The organism is Stenotrophomonas sp. YJH_SMC_122 (assembly GCF_059369535.1).
On sequence record NZ_JCAFST010000015.1, the window covers coordinates 34,141 to 58,834 of the forward strand.

The 24,694-nt window shown below is 67.1% G+C and carries 18 protein-coding genes; 10 read left to right on the forward strand and 8 right to left on the reverse strand.

The features are described 5' to 3' along the window. Positions 1-25 precede the first annotated feature (25 nt). From AC5P66_RS17725 to AC5P66_RS17735, 3 genes are all read right to left on the reverse strand, one after another. Positions 26-2,095, reverse strand: coding sequence for an EAL domain-containing response regulator (locus AC5P66_RS17725; RefSeq protein WP_049415784.1), 2,070 nt, complete (start codon positions 2,093-2,095; stop codon positions 26-28). Positions 2,096-2,186: 91 nt separating this feature from the next. Then, on the reverse strand, positions 2,187-3,371 hold the full coding sequence (locus AC5P66_RS17730) for a BaiN/RdsA family NAD(P)/FAD-dependent oxidoreductase (RefSeq protein ID WP_099495113.1): 1,185 nt from the start codon (positions 3,369-3,371) through the stop codon (positions 2,187-2,189). Next, on the reverse strand, positions 3,368-3,916 hold the full coding sequence (locus tag AC5P66_RS17735; RefSeq protein ID WP_014036873.1) for a YaeQ family protein: 549 nt from the start codon (positions 3,914-3,916) through the stop codon (positions 3,368-3,370). The genes AC5P66_RS17730 and AC5P66_RS17735 overlap by 4 nt, the downstream gene beginning before the upstream one ends. Positions 3,917-4,040: 124 nt before the next feature. On the opposite strand from AC5P66_RS17735, the gene AC5P66_RS17740 reads away from it, so the two are divergent. Continuing rightward, the gene (locus tag AC5P66_RS17740) at positions 4,041-4,910 is read left to right on the forward strand and encodes a pseudouridine synthase (RefSeq protein ID WP_111097300.1); all 870 of its coding nucleotides are present in this window, start codon (positions 4,041-4,043) and stop codon (positions 4,908-4,910) included. 13 nt (positions 4,911-4,923) lie between these two features. On the opposite strand, the gene AC5P66_RS17745 is transcribed toward AC5P66_RS17740, so the two are convergent. After that, a complete protein-coding gene (locus AC5P66_RS17745; RefSeq protein WP_111097299.1) occupies positions 4,924-5,412 on the reverse strand; it encodes a YaiI/YqxD family protein in 489 nt (162 codons plus the stop codon). Positions 5,413-5,714: 302 nt separating this feature from the next. On the opposite strand from AC5P66_RS17745, the gene AC5P66_RS17750 reads away from it, so the two are divergent. The 4 genes from AC5P66_RS17750 to AC5P66_RS17765 all read left to right on the forward strand — a co-directional run bounded on the left by AC5P66_RS17750 (position 5,715) and on the right by AC5P66_RS17765 (position 9,582). Then, positions 5,715-5,924: a cold-shock protein gene (locus AC5P66_RS17750; RefSeq protein WP_005416210.1), complete on the forward strand. Its 210-nt coding sequence runs from the start codon at positions 5,715-5,717 to the stop codon at positions 5,922-5,924. A 186-nt stretch (positions 5,925-6,110) separates the two neighbouring features. Then, positions 6,111-6,800: a glutathione S-transferase family protein gene (locus AC5P66_RS17755; protein ID WP_111097298.1), complete on the forward strand. Its 690-nt coding sequence runs from the start codon at positions 6,111-6,113 to the stop codon at positions 6,798-6,800. Between the two features lie 32 nt (positions 6,801-6,832). Then, the gene (locus tag AC5P66_RS17760) at positions 6,833-8,398 is read left to right on the forward strand and encodes a protein adenylyltransferase SelO (protein WP_111097297.1); all 1,566 of its coding nucleotides are present in this window, start codon (positions 6,833-6,835) and stop codon (positions 8,396-8,398) included. Positions 8,399-9,045: 647 nt separating this feature from the next. Then, the gene (locus AC5P66_RS17765; RefSeq protein ID WP_099487735.1) at positions 9,046-9,582 is read left to right on the forward strand and encodes an adenine phosphoribosyltransferase; all 537 of its coding nucleotides are present in this window, start codon (positions 9,046-9,048) and stop codon (positions 9,580-9,582) included. A gap of 92 nt (positions 9,583-9,674) precedes the next feature. Here AC5P66_RS17765 and dbpA read toward each other — a convergent pair whose 3' ends face one another. Both dbpA and AC5P66_RS17775 read right to left on the reverse strand, forming a co-directional pair. After that, positions 9,675-11,051 (reverse strand): ATP-dependent RNA helicase DbpA, encoded by a 1,377-nt coding sequence (gene dbpA, locus AC5P66_RS17770; protein ID WP_099495117.1) that lies wholly within the window; start codon positions 11,049-11,051, stop codon positions 9,675-9,677. Between the two features lie 153 nt (positions 11,052-11,204). Then, complete coding sequence (locus tag AC5P66_RS17775; RefSeq protein WP_049438716.1) at positions 11,205-12,284, reverse strand: YeiH family protein; 1,080 nt, start codon at positions 12,282-12,284, stop codon at positions 11,205-11,207. A gap of 101 nt (positions 12,285-12,385) precedes the next feature. Here AC5P66_RS17775 and AC5P66_RS17780 point away from each other — a divergent pair, with 101 nt between their 5' ends. Then, positions 12,386-13,261, forward strand: a complete 876-nt coding sequence (locus AC5P66_RS17780; RefSeq protein ID WP_049438717.1) for a LysR family transcriptional regulator — start codon at positions 12,386-12,388, stop codon at positions 13,259-13,261. Between the two features lie 357 nt (positions 13,262-13,618). Continuing rightward, a complete protein-coding gene (locus AC5P66_RS17785; RefSeq protein WP_111097200.1) occupies positions 13,619-15,502 on the forward strand; it encodes an ATP-binding cassette domain-containing protein in 1,884 nt (627 codons plus the stop codon). Between the two features lie 353 nt (positions 15,503-15,855). Here AC5P66_RS17785 and AC5P66_RS17790 read toward each other — a convergent pair whose 3' ends face one another. Together AC5P66_RS17790 and AC5P66_RS17795 are read right to left on the reverse strand one after the other, a co-directional pair. Then, a complete protein-coding gene (locus tag AC5P66_RS17790) occupies positions 15,856-16,317 on the reverse strand; it encodes a c-type cytochrome (RefSeq protein WP_049411454.1) in 462 nt (153 codons plus the stop codon). 9 nt (positions 16,318-16,326) lie between these two features. After that, positions 16,327-16,710 (reverse strand): c-type cytochrome, encoded by a 384-nt coding sequence (locus tag AC5P66_RS17795; RefSeq protein WP_061477913.1) that lies wholly within the window; start codon positions 16,708-16,710, stop codon positions 16,327-16,329. Between the two features lie 205 nt (positions 16,711-16,915). Here AC5P66_RS17795 and AC5P66_RS17800 point away from each other — a divergent pair, with 205 nt between their 5' ends. Genes AC5P66_RS17800 through AC5P66_RS17810 form a run of 3 tightly spaced genes read left to right on the forward strand, consistent with a single transcriptional unit; the run spans position 16,916 to position 24,662 of the window. After that, the gene (locus AC5P66_RS17800) at positions 16,916-18,061 is read left to right on the forward strand and encodes an efflux RND transporter periplasmic adaptor subunit (protein ID WP_049411461.1); all 1,146 of its coding nucleotides are present in this window, start codon (positions 16,916-16,918) and stop codon (positions 18,059-18,061) included. Continuing rightward, positions 18,058-21,579: an efflux RND transporter permease subunit gene (locus tag AC5P66_RS17805; protein WP_099495119.1), complete on the forward strand. Its 3,522-nt coding sequence runs from the start codon at positions 18,058-18,060 to the stop codon at positions 21,577-21,579. The genes AC5P66_RS17800 and AC5P66_RS17805 overlap by 4 nt, the downstream gene beginning before the upstream one ends. Beyond that, on the forward strand, positions 21,576-24,662 hold the full coding sequence (locus AC5P66_RS17810) for an efflux RND transporter permease subunit (RefSeq protein WP_495216532.1): 3,087 nt from the start codon (positions 21,576-21,578) through the stop codon (positions 24,660-24,662). The genes AC5P66_RS17805 and AC5P66_RS17810 overlap by 4 nt, the downstream gene beginning before the upstream one ends. The last annotated feature ends 32 nt before the right edge of the window (positions 24,663-24,694 follow it).

The following is a 24,694-nucleotide window of genomic DNA, read 5'->3' on the forward strand; positions in this document are numbered from 1 at the left end:
CGGCCAGCGACCGGCACTACCTCGGTTACCCGAATTCGAACCCCATCTCCGGCAACGCCGGGCCCACGAAGTCGCCCTGCACGTAATCCACGCCGGCACTGAACAGCAGCGTCATCGAGTTGGCATCGCTGACGAATTCGGCAATGGTGCGGATGCCCACTTCCTGGGCACGCGCGGTGATCTGGCTGATGCGGTCGATGTTCTCGCGGGTGGCGGCCAGGTCGCTGGTGAAGCCCCGGTCCAGCTTGAGGAACTGCGGCTGGAAGTGGGCCAGCAGCTGGAACGAGTCCAGCCCGGAACCGAACTGCTCCAGGCCGATGCGGCAGCCCAAGGGGGCCACTTCGGCAAGGAACTGCTGTGCGCTGCGCAGGTGGGTGAACACCTTCGCTTCCGGTGCATGCAGCCACAGCCGTTCGCCGGGCACGCCCTGTGCCTGCAGCTCGCGGCGCAGGGTGGCGATCATCTGTGGGTCATCGAACGATTCCGGCGTGACCTTCACCAGCACCTGGGTGGCATGACCCGCACGTGCGCGTTCACCCAGCACCGCGATGGCCTGCGAGACCACCCAGCGGTTGATGTCGGCCAGCAGGCCGTGTTCCTCGGCGATGCCCAGGAACGCCGTCGGGCTCAGCAGCTCGCCGTTGTTTTCCAGGCGCAGATAGGCTTCGTACAGTTCCAGTGGTTCGCCCTGCAGGTTCAGCACCGGCTGGTAGTGAAGCTGGAAACCGTCGCCGGCCAACGCCTCGCGGATGCGCGCCACCCAGCGCTGCACACGCTCTTCCTCGACACGGTCGGCGGCAGCCGGGTCGAAGATGCGGCAGGTGTTACCCAGCTCGGCTGCAGCCTGGGTGCATTCACTGGCGCGCGCCAGCACCTGGCCGATGCTGGCGATCTTCTCACCGACCTGCACGCCACCAATGCTGACCGTCACCGTGGCCGAGCGTGCGCCGATGCTGAAGACGTGCGCGGCGTAGGCTTCTCGGATGCGCTCGGCCAGCGCCACGGTCTGTGCGTAGGGTCCGGCCTGCAGCACGGCGAAATTGTGTTCGCCGAAACGGGCCAGTTGCGCGTCCTCGCCAACCACTTCGGCCAGCAGGGCGGCGAGGGCGCCGATCAGGGTGTCGGCCGAGGCCAGGCCGATATCCGGCAGCAGGCGCGCGTAGTGGTCCGGCTCGATCAGCAGCAGGCCGAACTGGCCCTCGCTGCGCCCGGCCTGGGCCACCGCGCTTTCCAGCTGCAGCATGAAGGTCGGGCGATTGAGCAGGCCGGTGACCTGGTCGCGCTGGCGCAGGTCCTCGACCTCGCGCGCCAGTTCGGGGTCGAACTCCATGCGGCGGCGGAGCACCACCTGCAGGCAGGACTCGCCCTCGTAGGTGGCCGCCGCAAATTCCATCGTCGCCGGGAACGCACTGCCGTCCTGGTGGCGCGCGTCGAGCTGGTACTGAGGCGGCGGCGCCTCGCCACGGCTGAGGCCCTTCAGCAGCTGCTTGAAGCCCTCCACGTGCTGGGCGGCGACCATGTCCAGCAGCGAGATGCCTTCAATGTCGTCAAAATGCTCGTAGCCGAACATCTCCAGGTAGGCGTCGTTGGCGCGGATGTGCATGCCTTCATGCACGTAGGCGATCGGGTCGCGCGATGAGGCGATCAGCGCGTCGCAGCGGCGCTCGGTCTCGCGCATCTGCGCCTCGATGCGGCGCAGGCCGCGGCGTGCCTGCAGGTCCACCCACTGGTCGCGGACCACGGCGAGCAGGTGCTCGGGGCGCTGGCGCAGGGCGAGGGCACGGATGCCATGGCTGCTGGCCTGCACCAGTTCGTCCTCGTCGATGCGCTCGGCCAGCAGCACCAGCGGGATGTCCTTGCCGCTGGCGGCGATGTGCTGGGCTGCCAGCTGCAGCGGAATGCCCTGCGACGGCGAGGCCAGCACCAGGTCGATGGCCTGGCTGGTCAGCACCTGGGCCAGCTCGGCCGCATCCTGTGGGCGCCACGGGCGTACCGCGATGCCGCTGTTGCGCAGGGTGCTGACGATGGCTTCGGCATTCTCGCCGCTGTCATCAACGATCAGCAGGCGGATGGTGATGTCGTTCGCGTTCTGCATGCACTGCTCCCCAATCTGCGAATCTAGATACACGATGCGCGGCGAACCGTCCATGCGCGTCCCCCTTGCGCGCATGGAACGGCGAAGTGGTTCACACCACGCCGCCCGCTGCGTGGCCGCTGGCCCAGGCCCATTGGAAGTTGTAGCCGCCCAGCCAGCCGGTCACGTCCAGCACCTCGCCAACGAAGTGCAGGCCGGGGACGCGCTTGGATTCCATCGTCGAGGATGACACTTCGGCGGTGTCCACGCCGCCCAGGGTGACCTCGGCGGTGCGGTAGCCTTCGGTGCCGCTGGCCACCAGCGGGAATGCGCCCAGCAGCTGCGCAGCCTGGCGCAGCACCGGCTCGTCCAGCTGGCGCACGGGGCGGTCGGGTAGCCAGTGCTCGCACAGCCGCTGTGCCAGCCGCTTCGGCAGTACCTCGCCCAGTACCGTGCGCAGCTCGGCGGCGGGGCGGTCGCGCTTCATCTGGCGCAGCCACTCGCCCGCATCCTGGCCCGGCAACAGGTCCAGCTCCAGCGCATCGCCGGGCTGCCAGAACGAAGAGATCTGCAGGATGGCCGGGCCGCTCACGCCGCGATGGGTCAGCAGCATGAAGTTCTGGAAGCTCTTGCCGTTGCAGCGCGCCTCGATGGGGAGAGCGACGCCGCTGAGATCGGCCAGCCGTTCCTGGTGCCTGCCGCTGAGCGTCAGCGGCACCAGCCCGGCCCGGGTCGGCAGTACCTGGTGGCCGAACTGGCGGGCCACTTCGTAGCCGAAGCCGCTGGCGCCCATGCTGGGAATCGACAGGCCGCCGGTGGCAACCACCAGCGAGGCGCAATGGAACAGGCCGTGCGTGGTGTGCACGCGGAAACCATCGCTGCCGTGCTCGATGCGCTGCACGCTGCAGTCGGTACGGATCTGTACGCCGGCCGCCTGGCACTCGTCCACCAGCATCTTCACGATCTGCTTGGACGAGATATCGCAGAACAGCTGCCCCAGTTCCTTTTCGTGATAGGCGATGCCGTGCTTGTGCACCAGCTCGATGAAATGCCAGGGCGTGTAGCGGGCCAGCGCCGACTTGCAGAAATGCGGGTTGGCCGACAGGAAGTTGGCCGGGGTGGTGCCGGTGTTGGTGAAGTTGCAGCGGCCACCACCGGACATCAGGATCTTCTTGCCGACCTTGTTGGCATGGTCGATCACCTGCACCTGGCGGCCCCGCTGGCCGGCAGTGATCGCGGTCATCAGCCCGGCTGCGCCGGCCCCAATGACCACCACATCGCAACGGATGGTGCTCATGCCTTGGCGCGCTTGCGCCAGTTCGGGATCACGTCGAGCTGGATCTGGTCGTTGAGCAGCTGCACTTCACCGTCCTGGATCAGCACGCTCCAGCGCATGGCACGCTGGATCTGCTGGCCCCAGCGCTCGACGAATTCGCCGTCCAGATCGACCACCGAAAGATTGTCGAAGCGCGCCAGGCCCTTGCCCTGCTTGCCCCACCAGATCTCCGAGGCGTTGCCGCCATAGTTGACCACCTGTACCTGGCGGCTGCGGTTGCTGGCCTTGCGGATGCGCGATTCGTCCGGATGGCCCAGGTCGATCCACTGCAGGATGTCGCCGGTGTAGTCGTGTTCCCAAAGATCGGGTTCGTCATCGGTGCTCAGGCCGCGGCCGAACTCCAGGCGGTCGCCGGCGTTCAGCGCGAAGGCGAGCAGGCGCACCATCAGGCGCTCGTCGGTCTCGGACGGATGCTGGGCCAGGGTCAGGTTGTGGGTCGCGTAGTAGCCGCGATCCATGTCGCTGATCTGCAGTTCGGCCTTGCGGATGGTGGCGGTAAGAGCCATGGGGGGTCCGTGGACTAAAGAGGACAATGATAGAGGTTTGCTCCGGGGGTGTCCGTGGCCGGGCTGTCTGCACACCGTCAACGGTGGCACTCTTGCGCTCTTTCCCGTGGCCGGAGTGGACGCCATGACCTTGCCCAGCCGGCTGCAGCTGCCGCCCGGCCCCTGGATCAGCCTGCTCGATGGCCTGTGTGCGCGATTCCCGCGCATCGCGCGCGCGCAATGGCAGGATCGCTTCGCGCGCGGCCGTGTGCTGGATGCGCAGGGCAGGGCGCTCGCTGCGGACATGCCCTGGCAGGTCGGGCTGGACATCCAGTACTTCCGCGAGGTGGCCGACGAACCGGTGATTCCCTTTGTCGAGACCATCGTCCATCTGGATGCGCACCTGCTGGTGGCCGACAAGCCGCATTTCCTGCCGGTGACACCGGCGGGTGGGCATGTGCGCGAGACGCTGCTGGCGCGGCTGGTCGCCCGCACCGGCAATGCCGATCTGGTGCCGCTGCACCGGCTGGATCGGCTGACGGCCGGGTTGGTGCTGTTCTCGACCCAGCGTGCGTCGCGCGATGCTTACCAGCGACTGTTCCGTGAGCGGCGCATCGAAAAGACCTATGAGGCCCTGGCACCGGCGCTGCCGGGGCGGGCGTTTCCGCAGCAGCGGGACAGCCGCCTGGTGCCGGGCGAGCCGTTCTTCCGCATGGCCGAAGTGCCCGGTGAACCCAATGCGCGCAGCCGGATCGAGCTGATCGAGGCCGAAGGGCCGATCTGGCGCTACCGGCTGCTGCCGGAAACCGGCCGCAAGCATCAGTTGCGCGTGCACATGGCCATGCTGGGGGCGCCGATCGTGGGTGACGACCTGTACCCGCAGCTTCGGCAGCGGCCACTGGACGTGGCCGAGTCACCGCTGCAGCTGCTGGCGCGGGCCCTGGCCTTCGACGACCCGTTGAGTGGCGCACGACGGACGTTCAGCAGCGGCCGCAGTCTGAGCCTTCCGGCTTAGGCCGGCCAGGTGCTCAGCGGGCCGGGCGTCGCGCCAGCCAGCGGTCCAGCTCGGCGGCGAACAACTGCCGGTCGCGGGGCCCCAGGGGCGGCGGTCCGCCGGTCTGGACCCCGGCGCCGCGCAGTTCCTCCATGAAATTGCGCATCGACAGCCGCTCGGCCATGTTGTTCGGGGTGTACAGCTGGCCGCGCGGGTTCAGCGCCACGGCCTTCTTCTCCAGCACCAGCGCAGCCAGCGGGATGTCCTGGGTGACGACCAGGTCTCCGGCGGCGACCCGCTCGACGATGGCGCTGTCGGCCACGTCCAGCCCCTGCGGCACCTGGATTGAGCGCAGCCAGCGTGAGGGCGGGGTGCGTATCCACTGGTTGGCGACCAGGGTCAGTTCGATCCCCACCCGTTCAGCCGCGCGGAACAGGATGTCGCGAATGACGGTGGGACAGGCGTCCGCGTCCACCCAGATGCGAGGGGGCGCGTATTCAGCGGGGGTTTCAGCTTCAGTCATTTCCCCAGTGTAGGGTAGGAAAAACCTGAATGGGGGCTCGGGGTTAGCCGCGAATGGCTGCCAGCCCTTGTCACGCCTAGCGGGCGACGTGTTCCGATGAACGCCGGGGCTATCGCTTTTTGCAGAAAACACGCGTATCGTGCGACCCACTGTGTTTGCTAGGGTCACCGTGAATCGTGGCCTGGTGCAGTTGATCTCACGATCCGCTCATCGATCCGCTTTACCAACGCCTGCAACTCAGTCTCGGCCCCGATACCCGGTGGCTGCGATTTTTTTCAACATGTGTTTCAGGAGTTAGTAAAATGTCTGAACGTCAGACCGGCACCGTCAAGTGGTTCAACGACGCCAAGGGCTTCGGCTTCATCACCCCGGAAAGCGGCCCGGACCTGTTCGTGCACTTCCGCGCGATCCAGGGCACCGGCTTCAAGACCCTGCAGGAAGGCCAGAAGGTTACCTTCATCGCCGTCCAGGGTCAGAAGGGTATGCAGGCTGACCAGGTGCAGGCGGTCTAATCCGTCTGCTACCGTTGGGTAGCCAGAACGCCGGAAGCGAGAGCTTCCGGCGTTTTTTATTGCCCGCTGTTTTTTGTAGAGTCGAGCCACGCTCGACTGTTCTCAAAGACAGTGGAGCATGGCTCGACTCTACAAAGGGCATGCACTGCGCGCGGTACGATGGGGGCCTTCCCAAGGATCACCCTCATGCGCATCGTTCATCACCTGGAAAACTCCCGTTCCCTGCGCGTGCTGTGGATGCTGGAGGAGCTGGGGCTGGACTACGAACTGCGCCGCTATCCGCGCGATCCGAAGACGCTGCTGGCGCCGCCGGAACTGCGCAACGTGCATCCGCTCGGCAAGTCGCCGGTGCTGCAGGATGGCGAGCTGGTGCTGGCCGAGTCCGGTGCGATCCTCGACTACCTCGCTGACCGTTACGACACGCAGCGCCAGCTGTCGCCGTCACCGATGCCGGCCGACGGCACCGAACGCATCGCGTACCGCTACTGGCTGCATTACGCCGAAGGCTCGGCGATGCCGCCGCTGCTGCTGACCCTGGTGATGGGCCGCATCCGTAATGCGCCCATGCCATTCTTCGCACGCCCGATCGCACGCAGCATTGCCGACAAGGCCGAGCGGGGCTTCGTTGGGCCGCAGCGGCGCCTGCACCTGGACTGGATGGAGCGCCGCCTGGCCGAAAACCCATGGTTTGCCGGCGAGCGCTTCAGTGCGGCCGACATCCAGATGAGCTTCCCGATCCAGGCTGCTGCCGCGCGCGGTGGTGGGCTCGACGACAAGCCGGCGCTGCGCGGCTTTCTCAAGCGTATTGGTGAGCGCCCGGCCTACCAACGTGCCGAGGCTCACGGCGGCCATCTGCAGGCGTTGAGCGGCAATTGAGGACGGCGGCGGGCGCCCCCATCTTCAACAGCATGGATACCGACAGCCCCCGTTTCGACAACCGCCTGCTGCGCACCCTGCCGGGTGACGCCGAATCCGGCCCACGCAGGCGCGAAGTGCTGGGCGCGGCCTGGTCGCCGGTGATGCCGACCCCGGTGGTGGCGCCCACGCTGCTGGCCTGGTCGCCGGAGGTGGCCACGCTGCTGGGTTTCCATGCCGCTGACGTCGAGAGCGAAGGTTTCGCGCAGGTGTTCGGCGGCAATGCGCTGTACGCCGGCATGCAGCCATGGGCCGCCAATTACGGTGGCCATCAGTTCGGTCACTGGGCCGGCCAGCTCGGCGACGGGCGTGCGATCTCGCTGGGCGAGCTGGTGGCACCCGATGGCCGACACTGGGAACTGCAGCTGAAGGGGGCCGGGCCGACGCCGTACTCGCGCGGTGCCGATGGACGGGCAGTGCTGCGCTCGTCGATCCGCGAGTTCCTGTGCAGCGAAGCGATGCACCACCTGGGCGTGCCGACCACGCGCGCGTTGTCGCTGGTCGGCACCGGCGAAGAGGTGGTGCGTGACATGTTCTATGACGGCCACCCGCGTGCCGAGCCTGGCGCCATCGTGTGCCGGGTGTCGCCATCGTTCCTGCGCTTTGGTTCCTTCGAACTGCCGGCGTCGCGGGGTGAAACCGCCCTGCTGCAGCAGCTGGTCGATGCCTGCATCGCGCGCGACTTCCCCGAGCTTGAAGGGCAGGGCGAGGCCCTGTACGGCGACTGGTTCGCGCAGATCGCGGTGCGCACCGCCGAGATGATCGCGCACTGGATGCGTGTCGGCTTCGTGCATGGCGTGATGAACACCGACAACCTGTCCGTGCTCGGCCTGACGCTGGATTACGGCCCCTATGGCTGGGTCGAGGACTTCGATCCGGACTGGACGCCGAACACCACCGATGCTCAGGGGCGCCGCTACCGCTTCGGCACCCAGCCGCAGGTGGCGTACTGGAACCTGAGCCGATTGGCGCAGGCGCTGTCGCCGCTGTTCGCCGATGTCGCACCGCTGCAGGCGGGCCTGGCGGCCTACCAGTCCACCTTCGTGGCCTGCACGCGTCGCGATGCTGCATCGAAGCTGGGGCTGGCTGCTGCCAACGATGACGACCTGCAGCTCTACCAGCGCTGGCAGCAGCTGATGCAGGAGGGCGCCATGGACATGACCCTGGCCTGGCGTGCACTGATGCGCATCGACCCGTCGGCAGCGGACGCGACGGTTCTGGACGCGGTGTACTACGACGAGGCGCGCAAGCAGGCGGTGCAGGCGCCGTTGCAGCAATGGCTGCAGGACTACGCAGCGCGCCTGCGCAGCGATCCGCTGTCGGCCCGCGAACGCCTGGCGAAAATGGCAGCGGCCAACCCGCTGTACGTGCTGCGCAACTGGCTGGCCCAGGAGGCGATCGACCTTGCCGAGCGGGGCGACCTCGGCGGTGTGCATGCGCTGCAGGACGTGCTGCGCGACCCATACACCGAACGCCCGGGGCTTGAACACTTCGCCGGCAAACGCCCGGCCTGGGCCGACAACCGTGCCGGCTGCTCGATGCTGTCCTGCAGTTCCTGAGGGTGGGTTTCGGCAGGGCTGCGCCCTGCACCCGCAGAGGCCACCGCGCAAGCAGAGGCCAAAGCCAAAGCCAAAGCCAAAGCGGCTTTGGATTGTTGATGGTATGGCGGGGCGGTGTGGGGCTGCAGGACACGCCGTGAACCCGTCCCTGGGGGCTCGATGGCGCCATCCATGGCGCCAACGGTCCTGCAGTCCCACACCGCCCCACCTCCGAAAGACTCCCGCGGCTGTGGGTAGGTGTCGACCTTGGTCGACACGGTAGATCCACGCCATGCGTGGATGCTCTTCGTTCAATCTTCGAAATACTCGATTTCGATGAAGATTCATCCAGACATGGCGTGGACCTACAGAAAGCAATGCCCGACAGATCGCAGAAATCTGTCGAAGGCGGGGTGGGTCCGGTTGCGGGAGTGTCCGCGGCATGGATGCCGCGGCCAAGCCCCCATGGATGGGTTTACGGCGTCTCCCGCAATCGGGCCCACCCCGCCATACCACAGGAAACCCGCTGTTGCCGTTGCTGTTGCTGTTGAGGTTGCCGGCCAGCGGCCGGCACTACCGCAGGTGCCGGGCGCAGCCCGCCCGACCCCCAACAGGCAGGCGGCGCCCGGAACAGGTACCCTATGCCGCCATCAGATAGCCAATGTGACATGACCGACGCCATCGTCGCTCCGCAGTGGGCCTCCCGCCTGCGCGACATCGCCGACTTCCCCAAGCCCGGCATCCTGTTCAAGGACATCATGCCGCTGCTCGCCCACAGCGAGGACTTCCGCGGTGCCATCACGGCGATGGCCGACCGTTGGCGCGACCAGAAGCTGGACGCGGTGGTCGGCATCGAATCGCGTGGTTTCATCCTCGGTGCCGCGATGGCACTGGAGCTGGGCGTCGGCTTCGTGCCGGTGCGCAAGCCGGGCAAGCTGCCCGGCCAGGTGCTGCGCGAGGAATACACGCTCGAGTACCGCAGCGACTGCATCGAAGTGCACGCCGACGCGCTGCCGGCCGGTGCACGCGTCGCGATCATCGATGACGTGCTGGCCACCGGCGGCACGCTGGTCGCTGCGTTGTCGCTGGTGCGCCGCCTGGGCGTTGAGGTGGTCGGTGCAGGCGTGCTGGTCGAGCTCGACGGCCTCGGCGGCCGGGCCCGCTGGGAGGCGGGCTTGCCACTGCACACCGAACTGGTGTTCTGATCGAAGGGTGAATGCCAACCAAGGTTGGCATCTACCAGAGCGAAGGGCCGGGAGCCGGTAGTTGCCAACCGTGGTTGGCAACGCGGCGTCAATCACATCATCCGCACGCGGAAACGACGGCCCTTGATCTTGCCGGCATCCAGCCTGGCGACGGCCTTGTTGGCCTGCTCACGCGCGATCGCCACATAGGAGCGGGTCGGGAAGATAGCGATCTTGCCGATGAACTTGCTCGACAGGCCGGCATCACCGGTCAGCGCACCGAGGATGTCGCCCGGGCGCAGCTTGTCGGTCTTGCCACCGTCGATGCGCAGGGTGCGCATCGCCGCCTGCGGCAACTCGGCCGGGCGCGAGGTTGCCAGCGGCGTCTTCTGCCAGTCCAGTGGCTGACCCATCTGCGCTTCGATGGCTTCGGCGCGGGTCTTCTCGCGGCCGGCCACCAGGCTGATCGCCAGGCCACTGGCACCGGCGCGCCCGGTACGGCCCACGCGGTGCTGGTAGCTCTCCACGTCGGTCGGCAGTTCGTAGTTGATCACCGCCGCCAGCTCTTCCACGTCCAGGCCGCGCGCGGCGACGTCGCTGGCGACCAGCACGTTGCAACTGCGGTTGGCCAGCAGCAACAGCACTTCCTCACGGTCGCGCTGCTCCATGTCGCCGTGCAGGGCGAGTGCGGAGAAGCCGAACTGCTGCAGCGAGTTGGCCACTTCGTCCACGTCCTTGCGGGTGTTGCAGAACACCACCGCCGATTCCGGCGTGTACTTCAGCAGCAGGCCGGCCAGCGCCTTCTGGCGATGCGCCGGTTCCACCTCGCAGAACAGGTGGCGGATGGCCGGTGCCTGGTCGGCGCCTTCCACGGTCACCTCCACCGCGTCGCGCAGCAGGTCACGCGCCATGGCGCGGATGCTGTCGGGGAAGGTGGCGGAGAACAGCAGGCTCTGGCGATCCTTGTGGGTGCGGCCGGCGATCTCGCGGATGGGCTCCTCGAAGCCCATGTCGAGCATGCGGTCGGCCTCGTCCAGCACCAGCGTGCGCACCGCGCCAAGATTCAGCGCGCGCTTGCGTGCCAGCTCCTGCACGCGGCCGGGCGTACCCACCACCACGTGCGGGTCGTGGCCTTCCAGCGAGGCCAGCTGCGGGCCCAGCGGCACGCCACCCACCAGCAGCAACAGCTTCAGGTTGGGAATGCCGGTGGCCAGCTTGCGGATCTGCTTGCCGACCTGGTCGGCGAGTTCGCGGGTCGGGCACAGGACCAGCGCCTGCACGCGGATCAGGCTGGGGTCGATGGACTGCAGCAGGCCCAGCCCGAAGGCGGCGGTCTTGCCGCTGCCGGTCGGCGCCTGTGCGATCACATCGTGGCCATCGAGGATGGCCGGCAGGCTCTGCGCCTGCACGGGGGTGAGGGTGGTGTAGCCGAGGGCGTCCAGGCCGGGCTGCAGGGCCGGGTTCAGCGGCAGGGTCGAGAAGTCAGTCATGGCGCATTGTACCTGCCTGCGCGGCCGGTCCCGCCTGGTGAGCCCGAGGTCGGATCCCTTTCCTCAGGAGCGGGATCTCACCCCAGCGGTGCTGTCATCCCCGCATGGCGTGGATCTTCTGGTGGGCGCCGACCCAGGTCGGTACGCTCCTGCTCAGCCCAGCACCGCCAACACACCCTGGTGGATCGCCAGGCCACCGAACAGCAGCCAGGCGAACAGGATCAGCGCCAGCAGCAGTGGTTTCAGGCCGGCCTGGCGCAGCGCCGAGACATGGGTGGTCAGGCCCAGCGCGGCCATCGCCATCGCCAGCAGCACGGTATCCAACTGCACCAGCCCCGCCTGCAGGCCGGCCGGCAGCAGGTGCAGTGAATTGAAACCGGCCACTGCCACGAAACCGAACGCGAACCACGGCACTACGATGCGCGCCTTGCTGCCGTCGGCGCTGGCCTTGCCGCCACGCGCCAGCCACAACGACAACACGACCAGGAACGGCGCCAGCAGCATCACCCGCACCATCTTGGTGATCACCGCGGTATCGGCGGCGGCTTCGCTGACCGCGCGGCCGGCGGCCACCACCTGCGCCACTTCGTGCACCGTCGCACCAGTGAACAGGCCGTACTGCCGCGCGTCCATCGCCAGCCAGCCGTGCGACTGCACCAGCGCATACAGCACCGGGTACAGGAACATCGCCAGCGTGCCGAACACCACGACGGTAGAAACCGCTACAGTGACCTGCGCAGCGCGGCCGCGCACCACCGGTTCGGCGGCCATCACCGCTGCCGCACCGCAGATCGCGCTGCCGGCGCCGATCAGCATTGCCGCCTCGCGTTCCATCCTGAACACACGCACGCCCAGCCAGCAGGCCAGGCCGAAGGTGCTGGCGACCACCAGCACGTCCATCAGGACGCCGCTGACGCCGACATGGCCGATGTCCTGGAAGGTCAGGCGCAGGCCGTACAGCACAATGCCGGCACGCAGCAGCCAGTGCTTGGAGAAGCCGACACCGGCCGCGCTGCTCGGCGCCAGCCGCGGGTAGAGGGTGTTGCCGACCACGATGCCGGCCACGATGGCGACGGTCAGTGCACTCAGGCCGTGCGCCTGCAACCAGGGAAGCTCGGCCAGGTACAGCGACGCCGCCGCGATCAGGCCCACCAGCAGCAGGCCGGGCAGGCGCGGCTGCCAGCGTTGGCGCAGGGCGGGCAGGGACCAGGAGGAGAGAGCGGGGGCGTTCATGGCAGGGCAGGGCTGTGGTGACGAGACAAGCGTGCGCCTTCGTCCATGACCTGTAAAACGAATAATATGGGTGAAATCTACATATAAGATGGGTAATGCCCATGCGCCTGACCCTGCGCCAGCTTCAGGTTTTCGTTGCCATCGCCGACCACGGCAGCACCACCGCCGCCGGCCAGGCCATCGCCCTCTCGCAGTCGGCCAGCAGCGCCGCCCTGCAGGAGCTGGAGGCGCACTTCGGTACGCCGCTGTTCGACCGCATCGGCCGTCGCCTGGCGCTGAACGGGCACGGCCGCGCACTGCTGGAGCCGGCGCGCACCCTGCTGGTCAATGCCGCCGATCTGGAGCGGCAGCTGGCCGCCGGCGGAGACCCGTCGCAAGGGGCACCGCTGCGGTTGGTGCTGGCCGCCAGTACCACCATCGGCAACTACCTGCTGCCGCCGCGCATTGCGGAACTGCTGCGCCAAGCGCCACAGGCCGAGGTCGACCTGCGCATCGACAACAGTGCCGGCGTGGTCGCTGCTGTGCAGCGCCTGGACGTGGACGCCGGCCTGATCGAAGGCCCGTGCCATGAACGCGGTTTGCAGGTCACGGCCTGGCAGCAGGATCCGCTGGTGATCGTCGCCGCCGACGACGCTCCGCCGCGCTGGACGCTGGACGAACTGCGCCGCGCCCGCTGGCTGCTGCGCGAACCGGGTTCCGGTACCCGCGAAGCGGTGGAGCAGGCCCTGCTGCCGCATCTGCGTGGCTTCGCCCAGACCCTGCAGCTGGGCAATACCGAAGCGATCAAGCAGGCCGCGATCGCCGGCCTCGGCCTGGCCTGCCTCTCGCGCCACGCGCTGGAAGAGCCGCTGGCGCTGGGCCGCCTGCGCGTGCTGGACACCCCGCTGCCTCCCCTGCAGCGCACGCTGTGGCTGGTGCGCCACCCGGGCAAGCAATGGCTGCCGGGGTTGCAGGCGTTGCTGGGGCAGGTGGAGTAATCCATCAGACCCCCAGTCGAGTCCATCCATCGATACTTCTTGTAGCGCTCATCCACGCATGGCGTGGATCGACCGTGTCGACCAAGGTCGCCACCCACCAGAGCAGAATGCCGTTCCGACAGATCGCAGGAATCTGTCGAAGGCGGGATGGGTCCGGTTGCGGGGGTGTCCGCGGCATGGATGCCGCAGCCAAGCCCCCAGGGACGGGTTTACGGCGTCCCCCACGACCGGACCCATCCCGCCATCCCACAGGAAACCAGCTTTTGACGTTGTCGTTGAGGTTGCCGGCCAGCGGCCGGCACTACCGCGGGTGCCGGGTGCAACCCGGCCGACGCCCCCAACCCGTACAATATCCGGATGCCTCTGATTACTCTGCAGAACGTCGACTTCAGCGTCGGCGGCCCGTTGTTGCTGGAAAAGGCCGAACTGTCGATCGAGCCGGGCGAACGCATCGCCCTGATCGGCCGCAACGGCGCCGGCAAATCCACCCTGCTCAAGCTGCTGTCCGGCGACCACAAGCCCGATGACGGCGAAGTCCGCGTGCAGCAGGGCGTGCGCGTCACCCGCCTGGAGCAGGAAGTGCCACATGGCGCCGCCGGCTCGGTGTTCGACGTCGTCGCCGATGGCCTCGGTGAACTGGGCCAGTGGCTGGCCGAGTTCCACCACCTCAGCCACGCCGAAGTGTTTGATGGTGAAGCCCTCGGCAACGTGCAGGCCAAGATCGACGCCGCCAACGGCTGGGGCCTGGACCAGCGCGTCAGCGAAACCCTGACCAAGCTCGACCTGGACGGCGAGGCCGAGTTCGGCCGCCTGTCCGGCGGCATGAAGCGCCGCGTGCTGCTCGCCCGCGCGCTGGTGTCCAGCCCTGACGTGCTGTTGCTGGACGAACCGACCAACCACCTCGATATCGAAGCCATCGACTGGCTCGAAGCGTTCCTGAAGGGTTGGAGCGGCAGCGTGGTGTTTGTTACCCATGACCGCCGCTTCCTGCGTGCACTGGCCACCCGCATCGTCGAGATCGACCGCGGCCAGGTCACCAGCTGGCCGGGCGACTGGGCCAATTACGAGCGTCGCCGAGAGGAACGCCTCAACGCGCAGGCGCAGGAAAACGCGCGCTTCGACAAGTTGCTGGCGCAGGAAGAGGTCTGGATCCGCCAAGGCATCAAGGCGCGCCGCACCCGCGATGAGGGCCGCGTGCGCCGCCTGAAGGCGATGCGCGTGGAGCGTTCGCAGCGCCGTGATCTCAGCGGCAACGTCAAGATGGAAGCCGCGCAGGGCATCAGCTCTGGCAAGAAAGTCATCGACGTCAAGGATATTTCGTTCGCCTTCGGTGAGCGCACCATGGTCCGCGACTTCACCACCACCATCATGCGCGGCGACCGCATCGGCCTGATCGGCCCCAACGGCAGCGGCAAGACGACGCTGCTGAAGCTGCTGCTGGGAGAGCTGCAGCCGGCCAAGGGCGAAGTCAACGCCGGCACCAACCTGCAGATCGCCTATTTCGACCAGTACCGCGCGGTGCTGCGCGAAGACTGGAGCGCGATCGAGAACGTGGCCGAAGGCCGCGATTTCCTCGAGTTCAACGGCAAGCGCAAGCACGTGCATGCCTACCTGCAGGACTTCATGTTCACCCCGGAACGCGCGCGTGCGCCGATCACCCGCCTGTCCGGTGGCGAGCGCAACCGCCTGCTGCTGGCCAAGCTGTTCGCGCAGCCGTCCAACCTGCTGGTGATGGACGAACCGACCAACGACCTGGACGTGGAAACCCTGGAGCTGCTGGAAGAGCTGCTGGGCGAGTACACCGGTACGCTGCTGCTGGTCAGCCACGACCGTGACTTCATCGACAACGTGGTGACCTCCACGCTGGTGATGGAAGGCGACGGCGTGATCGGCGAGTACGTCGGTGGCTACAGCGACTGGCAGCGTTATGCGGCCAGCATCGCAGCGCCTGCCTCGGTCCCCGCAGCCAAGCCGGCGGCCGCCGCCCCGGCCGCGGCGGCTGCTGCCACCCCGGCTGCGCCCAGGCGCAAGCTGGCCTACAAGGAAGCGCGCGAGCTGGAGCAGCTGCCGAAGACCATCGAGAAGCTGGAAGGCGATGTCGAAGGCCTGACCTCGGCGATGAACGACCCGTCGTTCTACACCCGCAGCAGTGCCGAAGTGACCGCGCACACCCAGCAGCTCGCCAAGGTGCAGGCCGAGCTGGATGCCGCGTACGCGCGCTGGGAAGAGCTGGAAGGCTGAGCGGTTACCACGGCCGTCTCACCCTGCGGGCGGCTGTGGCTTTTGATCTGATTCCGCCTTGAAGCGAGCCGAGCACCGCAGGTCCGGCGAGGGCGAAGAGGCGCGGGTGTCTGAGTGCAGCGAGTTCCCGCGCCGTCCCTCGGTGGGCCGAGAAGCGCAGGGAACCGGTGCGTAGCATCGGCTCGCGGACGGCGGAGCGTTTCTTTTGGTTACTTTTCTTTGCGCGCACCGCACTGCAGGAGCAGGGCGGAACGGCATAGCCGGCCCGCAGGGTGACGCACAAGGATGTGCGTCATCAAGAAAAGTAACGCCTATGAACGCATCAGATTGCAGCAGTCATCCGCGCAGAGCGGTCATTTGACCCCGTGCAGATCCCGCAGCTGGCTCGGCCGGCTGCCGAAATACGCCGCCAGATCGGCAATGTCCTGATCACTCAGGTCCTTCGCCTGCGGCGTCATCAGCGCATGCTGGCGGTCGCCGGCGCGGTAGGCCTGCAGCGCATGTGCCAGATAGTCGCCGTACTGGCCACCCAGCTTCGGGTAGGTCGGATCGATCGGCGCATTGCCGTCGGCCCCGTGGCAGTCGATGCAGCTCTGGTTGGTGGCCTTGCCCTTCACCTTGGCGCGGGCTGCGCCGGCAGCCTCGCGGCCAGCCGGCAGGCCGGCGGAGGACGAAGAACCGTGTTCGCCGCTGGCATGGCCCGGGTCGGCGGCGGATTTCTCGCTGTTTTCCACCTGCGACTGCGAACAGGCCGCCAGCAGCAGGGCAACGGACAGGGCGATGGCGTGACGCATCGGATGCGCGGCTTTCGACATGGGCGGGCCTTACTTGACGGTGGACAGGTAAACAGAGAGATCGGCGATCTCCTGTTCGCTGAAACTCATCGACTGCGCCTGCATCGTCGGATGCCGGCGCTTGCCCTGGCGGTACTCGGTCAGGGCCTGGGCCAGGTACTGCTGGGTCTGGCCGCCGATCTTCGGCACCCGGTAACTGGGGTAGGCGTTCTTGTAGCCGGTGATGCCGTGGCACCCCTGGCAGGTGTAGGCCAGGACACGGCCATTGTCGAAGTTGCCGGTGGGCGTGGCAGGCGCCGGCGCGGCGGCAGGCGCCGGGGCGGGTGTGGCAGGAGCGGGAGCGGGCTGTGCGGCGGCCCCAAGGGGCAGGAGGACGGCCAGAGCGAGACAAGCGGCGAGCGGCTGCGGGCGCATGGTGTCGTTTCCGGGGATTCGGGTCTGGTCGTTCCGGCGTGGGGTACGGAACGACCCGAGTATAGCCTCAGGTTTCATCTAGCTGAAATGGGGGCGGGCCGACCAGCGGCGTGAAGACACCATGACCTTTGGGATATGGTGTTGCTGTGAAGTGGTGCATTACTTTGCTACCACACCTGTCCACGCATCCTCCAGGGACCTGACGATGTCGCACCCAACCTTCCTGTCCGGCCGTCGCAGCGGAATCTGCGCTGCCGCACTGCTGATCTCCACCTCCCTGCTGCTGGGCGGTTGCGCCGCAGGGCCCAATTCCGAAGCCAAGGCTGCCGAGACCAAGGAGGAGAAGAAGGTCGACGCGGTCCCGGTCGAAGTGGCGGTGGCCAGCCATCGTGCCGTCGCAGCCAGCTACACCGGCACCGCGGCGCTGGAGCCACGTGCAGAGTCGCAGGTGGTCGCCAAAACCTCCGGCGTGGCCTTGGCGGTGCTGGTCGAGGAAGGGCAGCGGGTCACTGCCGGCCAGCCGCTGGTGCGGCTGGACCCGGACCGCGCGCGCCTGGCCGTGGCTCAGAGCGAAGCGCAGATGCGCAAGCTGGAAAACAACTACCAACGCGCACAGAAGCTGGTCGGCCAGCAGATGGTCAGCGCCGCCGATGTCGACCAGCTGCGCTATGACCTGGAGAACGTCCGTGCGCAGTACCGCCTGGCCACGCTGGAGCTGTCCTACACCACGGTAGTGGCACCAATCTCCGGTGTGATCGCCTCACGCTCGATCAAGACCGGCAACTTCGTGCAGATCAATACACCGATCTTCCGCATCGTCGACAACTCGCGGCTGGAGGCCACCCTCAACGTACCCGAACGTGAGCTGGCCACCCTGCGCGCCGGCCAGCCGGTGACGCTGGCGGCCGACGCACTGCCGGGCCAGAGCTTCACCGGCACCGTCGACCGCATCGCGCCGGTCGTGGACTCGGGCAGCGGCACGTTTCGCGTGGTCAGTGCCTTCGATGGCGCCGCCCACGCGCTGCAGCCCGGCATGTTCGGCCGCATCCGCATCGATTACGACCAGCGTGCCGATGCGCTGGTGGTGCCGCGCCTGGCGTTGCTCGATGACGGTGAACCTGCGGTGTTCCGCGTGCGCGAAGGCAAGGTCGCACGCGTTCCGGTCAAGCTGGGTTACGCCGAGGGCCCGTGGGTGGAGATCCGTGATGGCCTGGCGGCCGGTGATCAGGTGGTCACCGCCGGCAAGGTCGCCCTGCGCGACGGCACCACGGTGCAGGTGATTGCCGATCCGAAGGCGAAGGCGGTCGCGGCGGCCGCCAAGCCCGCAGACAAGGCCGGGAGCAAGCAATGACTGCCCCGGGTCACGACCACGGTGCCTCGCCGGCGCGCGACGGCGCCGCCGCCGGCATGCGCGGCGGCCTGGTGGAATTCGCCACGCGTCGCCGTGTGACCATCGCCATGTGCACGGTCACGCTGCTGCTGTTCGGCCTGATCGCGCTCGGCAACCTCAAGGTCAACCTGCTGCCCGACCTGAGCTACCCGACGCTGACCGTGCGCACCGAATACACCGGTGCGGCGCCGACCGAAATCGAAACCCTGATCACCCAGCCGGTTGAAGAAGCGGTGGGCGTGGTCAAGAACCTGCGCAAGCTGAAGTCGGTCTCGCGTACCGGCCAGAGCGATGTGGTGCTGGAGTTCGCCTGGGGCACCAACATGGACCAGGCCAGCCTGGAGGTGCGTGACAAGATGGAAGCGCTGAACCTGCCGCTGGAGGCCAAGGCCCCGGTGCTGCTGCGCTTCAATCCGTCCACCGAGCCGATCATGCGCCTGGTGCTGTCGAACAGGACGGCGCCGACCAGCGATGCCGATGCGGTCCGCGAGCTGACCGGCCTGCGCCGCTATGCCGATGAAGACCTGAAGAAGAAGCTGGAGCCGGTCACCGGCGTGGCAGCAGTGAAGGTGGGCGGAGGCCTGGAAGACGAGATACAGGTCGACATCGACCAGCAGAAGCTGGCGCAGCTGAACCTGCCGATCGACACCGTCATCAAGCGCCTGAAGGACGAGAACATCAACATCTCCGGCGGCCGCCTGGAGGAAGGCTCGCAGCGCTTCCTGGTGCGTACCGTCAACCAGTTCGCCGACCTCGAGGAAATCCGCAACCTGCTGGTCACCACCCAGGCCGCCAACGGCAGCGCAGCTGATTCGGCGCTGCAGCAGATGTTCAACATCGCCGCGTCGACAGGTTCCGCTGCAGCCATCGCGGCGGCGTCGGCGGCACAGAGCGCATCGTCCGGTGGTGGCTCCAGCGTGGTCGCCAACGGCGTGCCGGTACGCCTGAAGGACGTGGCCACGGTGCGCCAGGGCTACAAGGAGCGCGAAGCGATCATCCGCCTAGGCGGCAAGGAATCGGTCGAGCTGGCCATCTACAAGGAAGGCGACGCCAACACCGTGTCCACCGCCGAAGCGCTGCGCAAGCGGCTGGAACAGATCAAGGGCACGTTCCCGTCCGATGTCGAGCTGACCACCATCGAGGACCAGTCGCGCTTCATCGAGCACGCCATTGCCGACGTCAAGAAGGACGCGGTGATCGGTGGCCTGCTGGCGATCCTGATCATCTTCCTGTTCCTGCGCGATGGCTGGAGCACGTTCGTGATCAGCCTGTCGTTGCCGGTATCGATCATCGCCACGTTCTTCTTCATGGGCCAGCTCGGCCTGAGTCTGAACGTGATGTCGCTGGGCGGCCTGGCCTTGGCCACCGGCCTGGTGGTCGATGACTCGATCGTGGTGCTGGAGAGCATCGCCAAGGCCCGCGAGCGTGGCCTGGGCATCCTGCAGGCGGCCATTGCCGGCACCCGCGAAGTGAGCATGGCGGTGGTTGCCTCAACCCTGACCACCATCGCCGTGTTCCTGCCGTTGGTGTTCGTCGACGGGATTGCCGGACAGCTGTTCCGCGACCAGGCGCTGACCGTGGCGATCGCCATCGCGATCTCGCTGCTGGTGTCGATGACCCTGATCCCGATGCTGAGCTCGCTGAAGGGGCGGCCACCGCTGGCGTTCCCGGAAGAGGCGCCGAACGCAGCATGGCAGCCGCAGAAGCGCTGGCAGAAGCCGGTCGCGCTGGGCCGCCGTGGCGTGGTTGCCAGCGTGCGCTGGAGCTTCTATGCACTGGCCTGGCTTGTCGTGCGCGTGTGGCGCGGCGTGGTGGCAGTGGTCGGCCCGGTGATGCGCAAGGCCAGTGATCTGGCGATGAAGCCCTATGCAGGCGCCGAGCGCGGCTATCTGCGCCTGTTGCCGAGCGCATTGGCACATCCGGGCAAGGTGCTGGGCGTGGCAGCCATCATTTTCGTGGCGACCATGGCGCTGGTGCCGATGCTTGGCGCGGACCTGATCCCGCAGCTGGCGCAGGACCGGTTCGAAATGACGGTGAAGCTGCCCGCCGGCACGCCGTTGAAGCAGACCGATGCGCTGGTGCGTGAGCTGCAACTGGCGCATGGCAAGGGGGAGGGCGTGGCTTCGCTGTACGGTGTCAGCGGCAGCGGCACCCGCCTGGACGCCAGCCCCACCGAGAGCGGCGAGAACATCGGCAAGCTGACCGTGGTGATGGAAGGCGGTGGCAACGCGCGCACTGAAGCAGCAATCACCGAGCGCCTGCGCGGCACCATGAGCCAGCACCCGGGCGCCCAGGTCGACTTCGCGCGGCCGGCGTTGTTCAGCTTCTCCACGCCGTTGGAAATCGAACTGCGCGGGCAGGACATGGCGACCCTGGAAGTGGCCGGCCAGCGCTTGGCGGCGATGCTGCGCGGCAATGCGCACTATGCCGACGTGAAATCGACGGTGGAAGAGGGCTTCCCGGAAATCCAGATCCGCTTCGACCAGGAGCGCGCGGGTGCGCTGGGCCTGACCACCCGCCAGATCGCCGACGTGGTGGTGAAGAAGGTGCGCGGCGACGTCGCCACCCGCTACAGCTTCCGTGATCGCAAGATCGACGTGCTGGTGCGTGCCCAGGAAGGTGACCGCGCCAGCGTCGAGAGCATCCGCCGTCTGATCGTCAATCCGGGCAGCACCCGCCCGGTCACCCTGGACGCGGTGGCCGACGTGGTCGCCACCACCGGCCCCAGCGAGATCCATCGTGCCGACCAGACCCGGGTGGCGGTGGTATCGGCCAACCTGCGCGACATCGACCTCGGCGCAGCCATGCGCGAAGTGCAGCAGATGGTGGCCGAGCAGCCGCTGGGCGCGGGCGTTGGCCTGCACATCGGTGGGCAGGGCGAGGAGCTGGCGCAGGCGGCGAAGTCGCTGATCTTCGCCTTTGGACTGGCGATCTTCCTGGTCTATCTGGTGATGGCCTCGCAGTTCGAGTCGCTGCTGCACCCGTTCGTGATCCTGTTCACCATCCCGCTGGCGCTGGTCGGCGCGATCCTGGCGCTGATGCTGACCGGCAAGCCCATCTCGGTGGTGGTGTTCATCGGCCTGATCCTGCTGGTCGGCCTGGTCACCAAGAACGCGATCATCCTGATCGACAAGGTCAACCAGCTGCGCGAAGCCGGTGTGGCCAAGCACGAGGCGCTGGTGGAAGGTGCGCGTTCGCGCCTGCGCCCGATCATCATGACCACGCTGTGCACGCTGTTCGGCTTCCTGCCGCTGGCGGTGGCGATGGGCGAGGGCGCCGAAGTGCGTGCACCGATGGCGATCACCGTGATCGGTGGCCTGCTGGTGTCGACGCTGCTGACGCTGCTGGTGATCCCGGTGGTATACGACCTGATGGATCGTCGCGGCGACGCCTACTACCGTGAGCGCGGCCGCAAGCATGCCGGTGAAGGCCTGCATGGCGACGAGGGCGGCACGGCAGGCATGGAGGAGCCGGCATGAGCGTTGCCGAGTTCTCCATCCGCCGCCCGGTCACCACCATCATGTGCTTCGTGTCGCTGGTGGTGATCGGCCTGATCGCTTCGTTCCGGCTGCCGTTGGAGGCGCTGCCGGACATCTCCGCGCCGTTCCTGTTCGTGCAGATCCCATACACCGGTTCGACGCCCGAGGAAGTGGAGCGGACCATCATCCGCCCGGTCGAGGAGTCGCTGGCGACGATGACCGGCATCAAGCGCATGCGCTCATCGGCCACCTCCGAGGCGGCGCTGATCTATATCGAGTTCAGCGACTGGGACCGCGACATCGCCATTGCCGCGTCCGACGCGCGCGAGCAAATCGATGCGATCCGCAGCGACCTGCCCGACGACCTGCAGCGCTACAACGTGTTCAAGTGGTCCAGCAGTGACCAGCCGGTACTGAAGGTGCGCCTGGCCAGCACCACCGACCTGACCACTGCCTATGACATGCTCGACCGTGAGTTCAAACGGCGCATCGAGCGCATCCCGGGTGTGGCCCGGGTCGACATCACCGGCGCACCGCCGAACGAGGTGGAGATCGCCATCGATCCGAACCGGCTCAACGCGCATGGGTTGAGCATCAACGAGCTGAGCGAGCGCCTGCGCACGCTGAACTTCTCGATCTCGGCCGGTCAGATCGACGACAACGGCCAGCGCGTGCGCGTGCAGCCGGTGGGCGAGATCACCGACCTGCAGGAAATGCGCGACCTGGTGATCAACGCCAAGGGCCTGCGCCTGGGCGATATCGCCGACGTGCGCCTGAAGCCGGCGCGGATGAACTACGGGCGCCGCCTGGACGGCAACCCGGCCGTCGGCCTGGACATCTTCAAGGAGCGCAGTGCCAACCTGGTGGACGTTTCGCGTGCGGCGCTGGCCGAAGTCGAGGCGATCCGCGCGCAGCCGTCGATGCGTGACGTGCAGATCAAGGTGATCGACAACCAGGGCAAGGCGGTGACCTCGTCGCTGCTGGAACTGGCCGAGGCCGGTGCGGTCGGCCTGATCCTGTCGGTGACGGTGCTGTTCTTCTTCCTGCGCCATTGGCCGTCGACGCTGATGGTGACCCTGGCCATTCCGATCTGCTTCACCATCACCCTGGGCTTCATGTACTTCGTCGGGGTGACGCTGAACATCCTGACCATGATGGGCCTGCTGCTCGCGGTGGGCATGCTGGTCGACAACGCCGTGGTGGTGGTGGAGAGCATCTACCAGGAGCGCGAGCGCATGCCGGGACAGCCACGGCTGGCCTCGATCATCGGCACCCGCAACGTGGCCATCGCGCTCAGCGCCGGTACGCTGTGCCACTGCATCGTGTTCGTGCCGAACCTGTTCGGCGAGACCAACAACATCAGCATCTTCATGGCGCAGATCGCGATCACCATCTCGGTTTCGCTGCTGGCCTCGTGGCTGGTCGCGGTCAGCCTGATCCCAATGCTGTCCGCACGCATGGCCACCCCCAAGCTGGTGCACTCGCAGACCGGCCTGATCGCGCGCCTGCAGCGCCGCTACGCGCAGCTGCTGGACTGGTCGCTGCATCACCGCGGCTGGAGCCTGCTCGGCATCCTGCTGGTGGTGCTGGTCAGCCTGGTGCCGATGAAGCTGACCAAGGTCGACATGTTCGGTGGCGAGGGCGGCAAGGACATCTTCATCGGTTACATGTGGAAGGGCGCCTACACCTACCGGCAGATGTCCGAGGAAGTGGCGCGGGTGGAGAACTGGATCGACCAGAACCGCGAACGCCTGCACGTCAAGCAGGTGTACTCCTGGTACAGCGAACAGGAAGGCAGCTCCACGGTGGTCACCCTGGACGAGAAGTACGCCAAGGACATCAAGGCGCTGCAGGAAGAGTTGCGCAAGGGCCTGCCGAAGTCCGCCCGCACCGACTATTTCGTCGGCAACCAGGGCGGCGATGGCGGTGGTGGCGGCAACCAGGGCGTGCAGGTGCAGCTGGTGGGCGACTCCAGCTCCATGCTGCAGGAGATCGGCCAGGAAGTGGTGCCGTTGCTGGCGCAGCGTGCCGAACTGCGGGACGTGCGCATCGACAACGGCGAGAAGGGCGGCGAGCTGAAGGTGCGCGTCGACCGTGAGCGTGCCGCAGCGTTCGGCTTCAACGCCGAACAGGTGGCCAGCTTCGTCGGCCTGGCGCTGCGCGGCGCACCGATGCGCGAGTTCCGCCGCGGTGACAATGAAGTGCCGGTGTGGGTGCGCTTTGCCGGCGCCGAGCAGAGCAGCCCGGAAGACCTGGCCGGTTTCAGCGTGCGTACCGGCGATGGCCGCAGCGTGCCGCTGCTGAGCCTGGTCACCGTGGACGTTGGTTCGTCAGCCACCCAGATCGGCCGCACCAACCGTCAGACGACGCTGACCATCAAGGCCAACCTGGCCGAGAAGGTCACCGCGCCGGACGGGCGCAAGGCGATCGAAGCCGTGCTCAAGCCGATGAACTTCCCGGCCGGCTATGGCTTCACCTTCGACGGCGGCGATTACGGCAACGACGACGAAGCCATGCAGCAGATGGTGTTCAACCTGCTGATCGCGCTGGTGATGATCTACGTGGTGATGGCGGCGGTATTCGAGTCGCTGTTGTTCCCGGCGGCGATCATGAGCGGCGTGCTGTTCTCGATCTTCGGCGTGTTCTGGCTGTTCTGGATCACCGGCACCTCGTTCGGGATCATGTCCTTCATTGGCATCCTGGTGCTGATGGGCGTGGTGGTGAACAACGGCATCGTGATGATCGAGCACATCAACAACCTGCGGCGCAGCGGCATGGGCCGTACCCAGGCGCTGGTGGAAGGCTCACGTGAACGCCTGCGCCCGATCATGATGACCATGGGCACGGCGATCCTGGCGATGGTGCCGATCTCGCTGACCGACACGCAGATGTTCGGTAATGGCCCGGAGTACTCGCCGATGGCGCGCGCGATTGCCGGCGGCCTGGCGTTCTCGACCGTGGTCAGCCTGTTGTTCCTGCCGACGATCTACGCGGTGCTCGATGACCTGCGCAATGCCGTGACGCGGCTGATCCGCCGTGCGCGTGGGGTAGAGATGGTAGAGCCGGGCGCTGCCCGGCTGTAAGGCACGCCAACGTGTTGTGGTGTGGGGGAGGC

Bases quoted from the DNA above. Each gene is read 5' to 3' on its own strand.
- AC5P66_RS17810 (WP_495216532.1), top strand. From the start codon at position 21,576: ATGAGCGTTGCCGAGTTCTCCATCCGCCGCCCGGTCACCACCATCATG.
- AC5P66_RS17775 (WP_049438716.1), bottom strand. From the start codon at position 12,284: ATGAACGCCCCCGCTCTCTCCTCCTGGTCCCTGCCCGCCCTGCGCCAA.
- AC5P66_RS17725 (WP_049415784.1), bottom strand. From the start codon at position 2,095: ATGCAGAACGCGAACGACATCACCATCCGCCTGCTGATCGTTGATGAC.
- AC5P66_RS17750 (WP_005416210.1), top strand. From the start codon at position 5,715: ATGTCTGAACGTCAGACCGGCACCGTCAAGTGGTTCAACGACGCCAAG.
- AC5P66_RS17730 (WP_099495113.1), bottom strand. From the start codon at position 3,371: ATGAGCACCATCCGTTGCGATGTGGTGGTCATTGGGGCCGGCGCAGCC.
- AC5P66_RS17780 (WP_049438717.1), top strand. From the start codon at position 12,386: ATGCGCCTGACCCTGCGCCAGCTTCAGGTTTTCGTTGCCATCGCCGAC.
- AC5P66_RS17755 (WP_111097298.1), top strand. From the start codon at position 6,111: ATGCGCATCGTTCATCACCTGGAAAACTCCCGTTCCCTGCGCGTGCTG.
- AC5P66_RS17795 (WP_061477913.1), bottom strand. From the start codon at position 16,710: ATGCGCCCGCAGCCGCTCGCCGCTTGTCTCGCTCTGGCCGTCCTCCTG.
- AC5P66_RS17805 (WP_099495119.1), top strand. From the start codon at position 18,058: ATGACTGCCCCGGGTCACGACCACGGTGCCTCGCCGGCGCGCGACGGC.
- AC5P66_RS17760 (WP_111097297.1), top strand. From the start codon at position 6,833: ATGGATACCGACAGCCCCCGTTTCGACAACCGCCTGCTGCGCACCCTG.
- AC5P66_RS17745 (WP_111097299.1), bottom strand. From the start codon at position 5,412: ATGACTGAAGCTGAAACCCCCGCTGAATACGCGCCCCCTCGCATCTGG.
- AC5P66_RS17765 (WP_099487735.1), top strand. From the start codon at position 9,046: ATGACCGACGCCATCGTCGCTCCGCAGTGGGCCTCCCGCCTGCGCGAC.
- AC5P66_RS17735 (WP_014036873.1), bottom strand. From the start codon at position 3,916: ATGGCTCTTACCGCCACCATCCGCAAGGCCGAACTGCAGATCAGCGAC.
- AC5P66_RS17800 (WP_049411461.1), top strand. From the start codon at position 16,916: ATGTCGCACCCAACCTTCCTGTCCGGCCGTCGCAGCGGAATCTGCGCT.
- dbpA (WP_099495117.1), bottom strand. From the start codon at position 11,051: ATGACTGACTTCTCGACCCTGCCGCTGAACCCGGCCCTGCAGCCCGGC.
- AC5P66_RS17785 (WP_111097200.1), top strand. From the start codon at position 13,619: ATGCCTCTGATTACTCTGCAGAACGTCGACTTCAGCGTCGGCGGCCCG.
- AC5P66_RS17790 (WP_049411454.1), bottom strand. From the start codon at position 16,317: ATGTCGAAAGCCGCGCATCCGATGCGTCACGCCATCGCCCTGTCCGTT.
- AC5P66_RS17740 (WP_111097300.1), top strand. From the start codon at position 4,041: ATGACCTTGCCCAGCCGGCTGCAGCTGCCGCCCGGCCCCTGGATCAGC.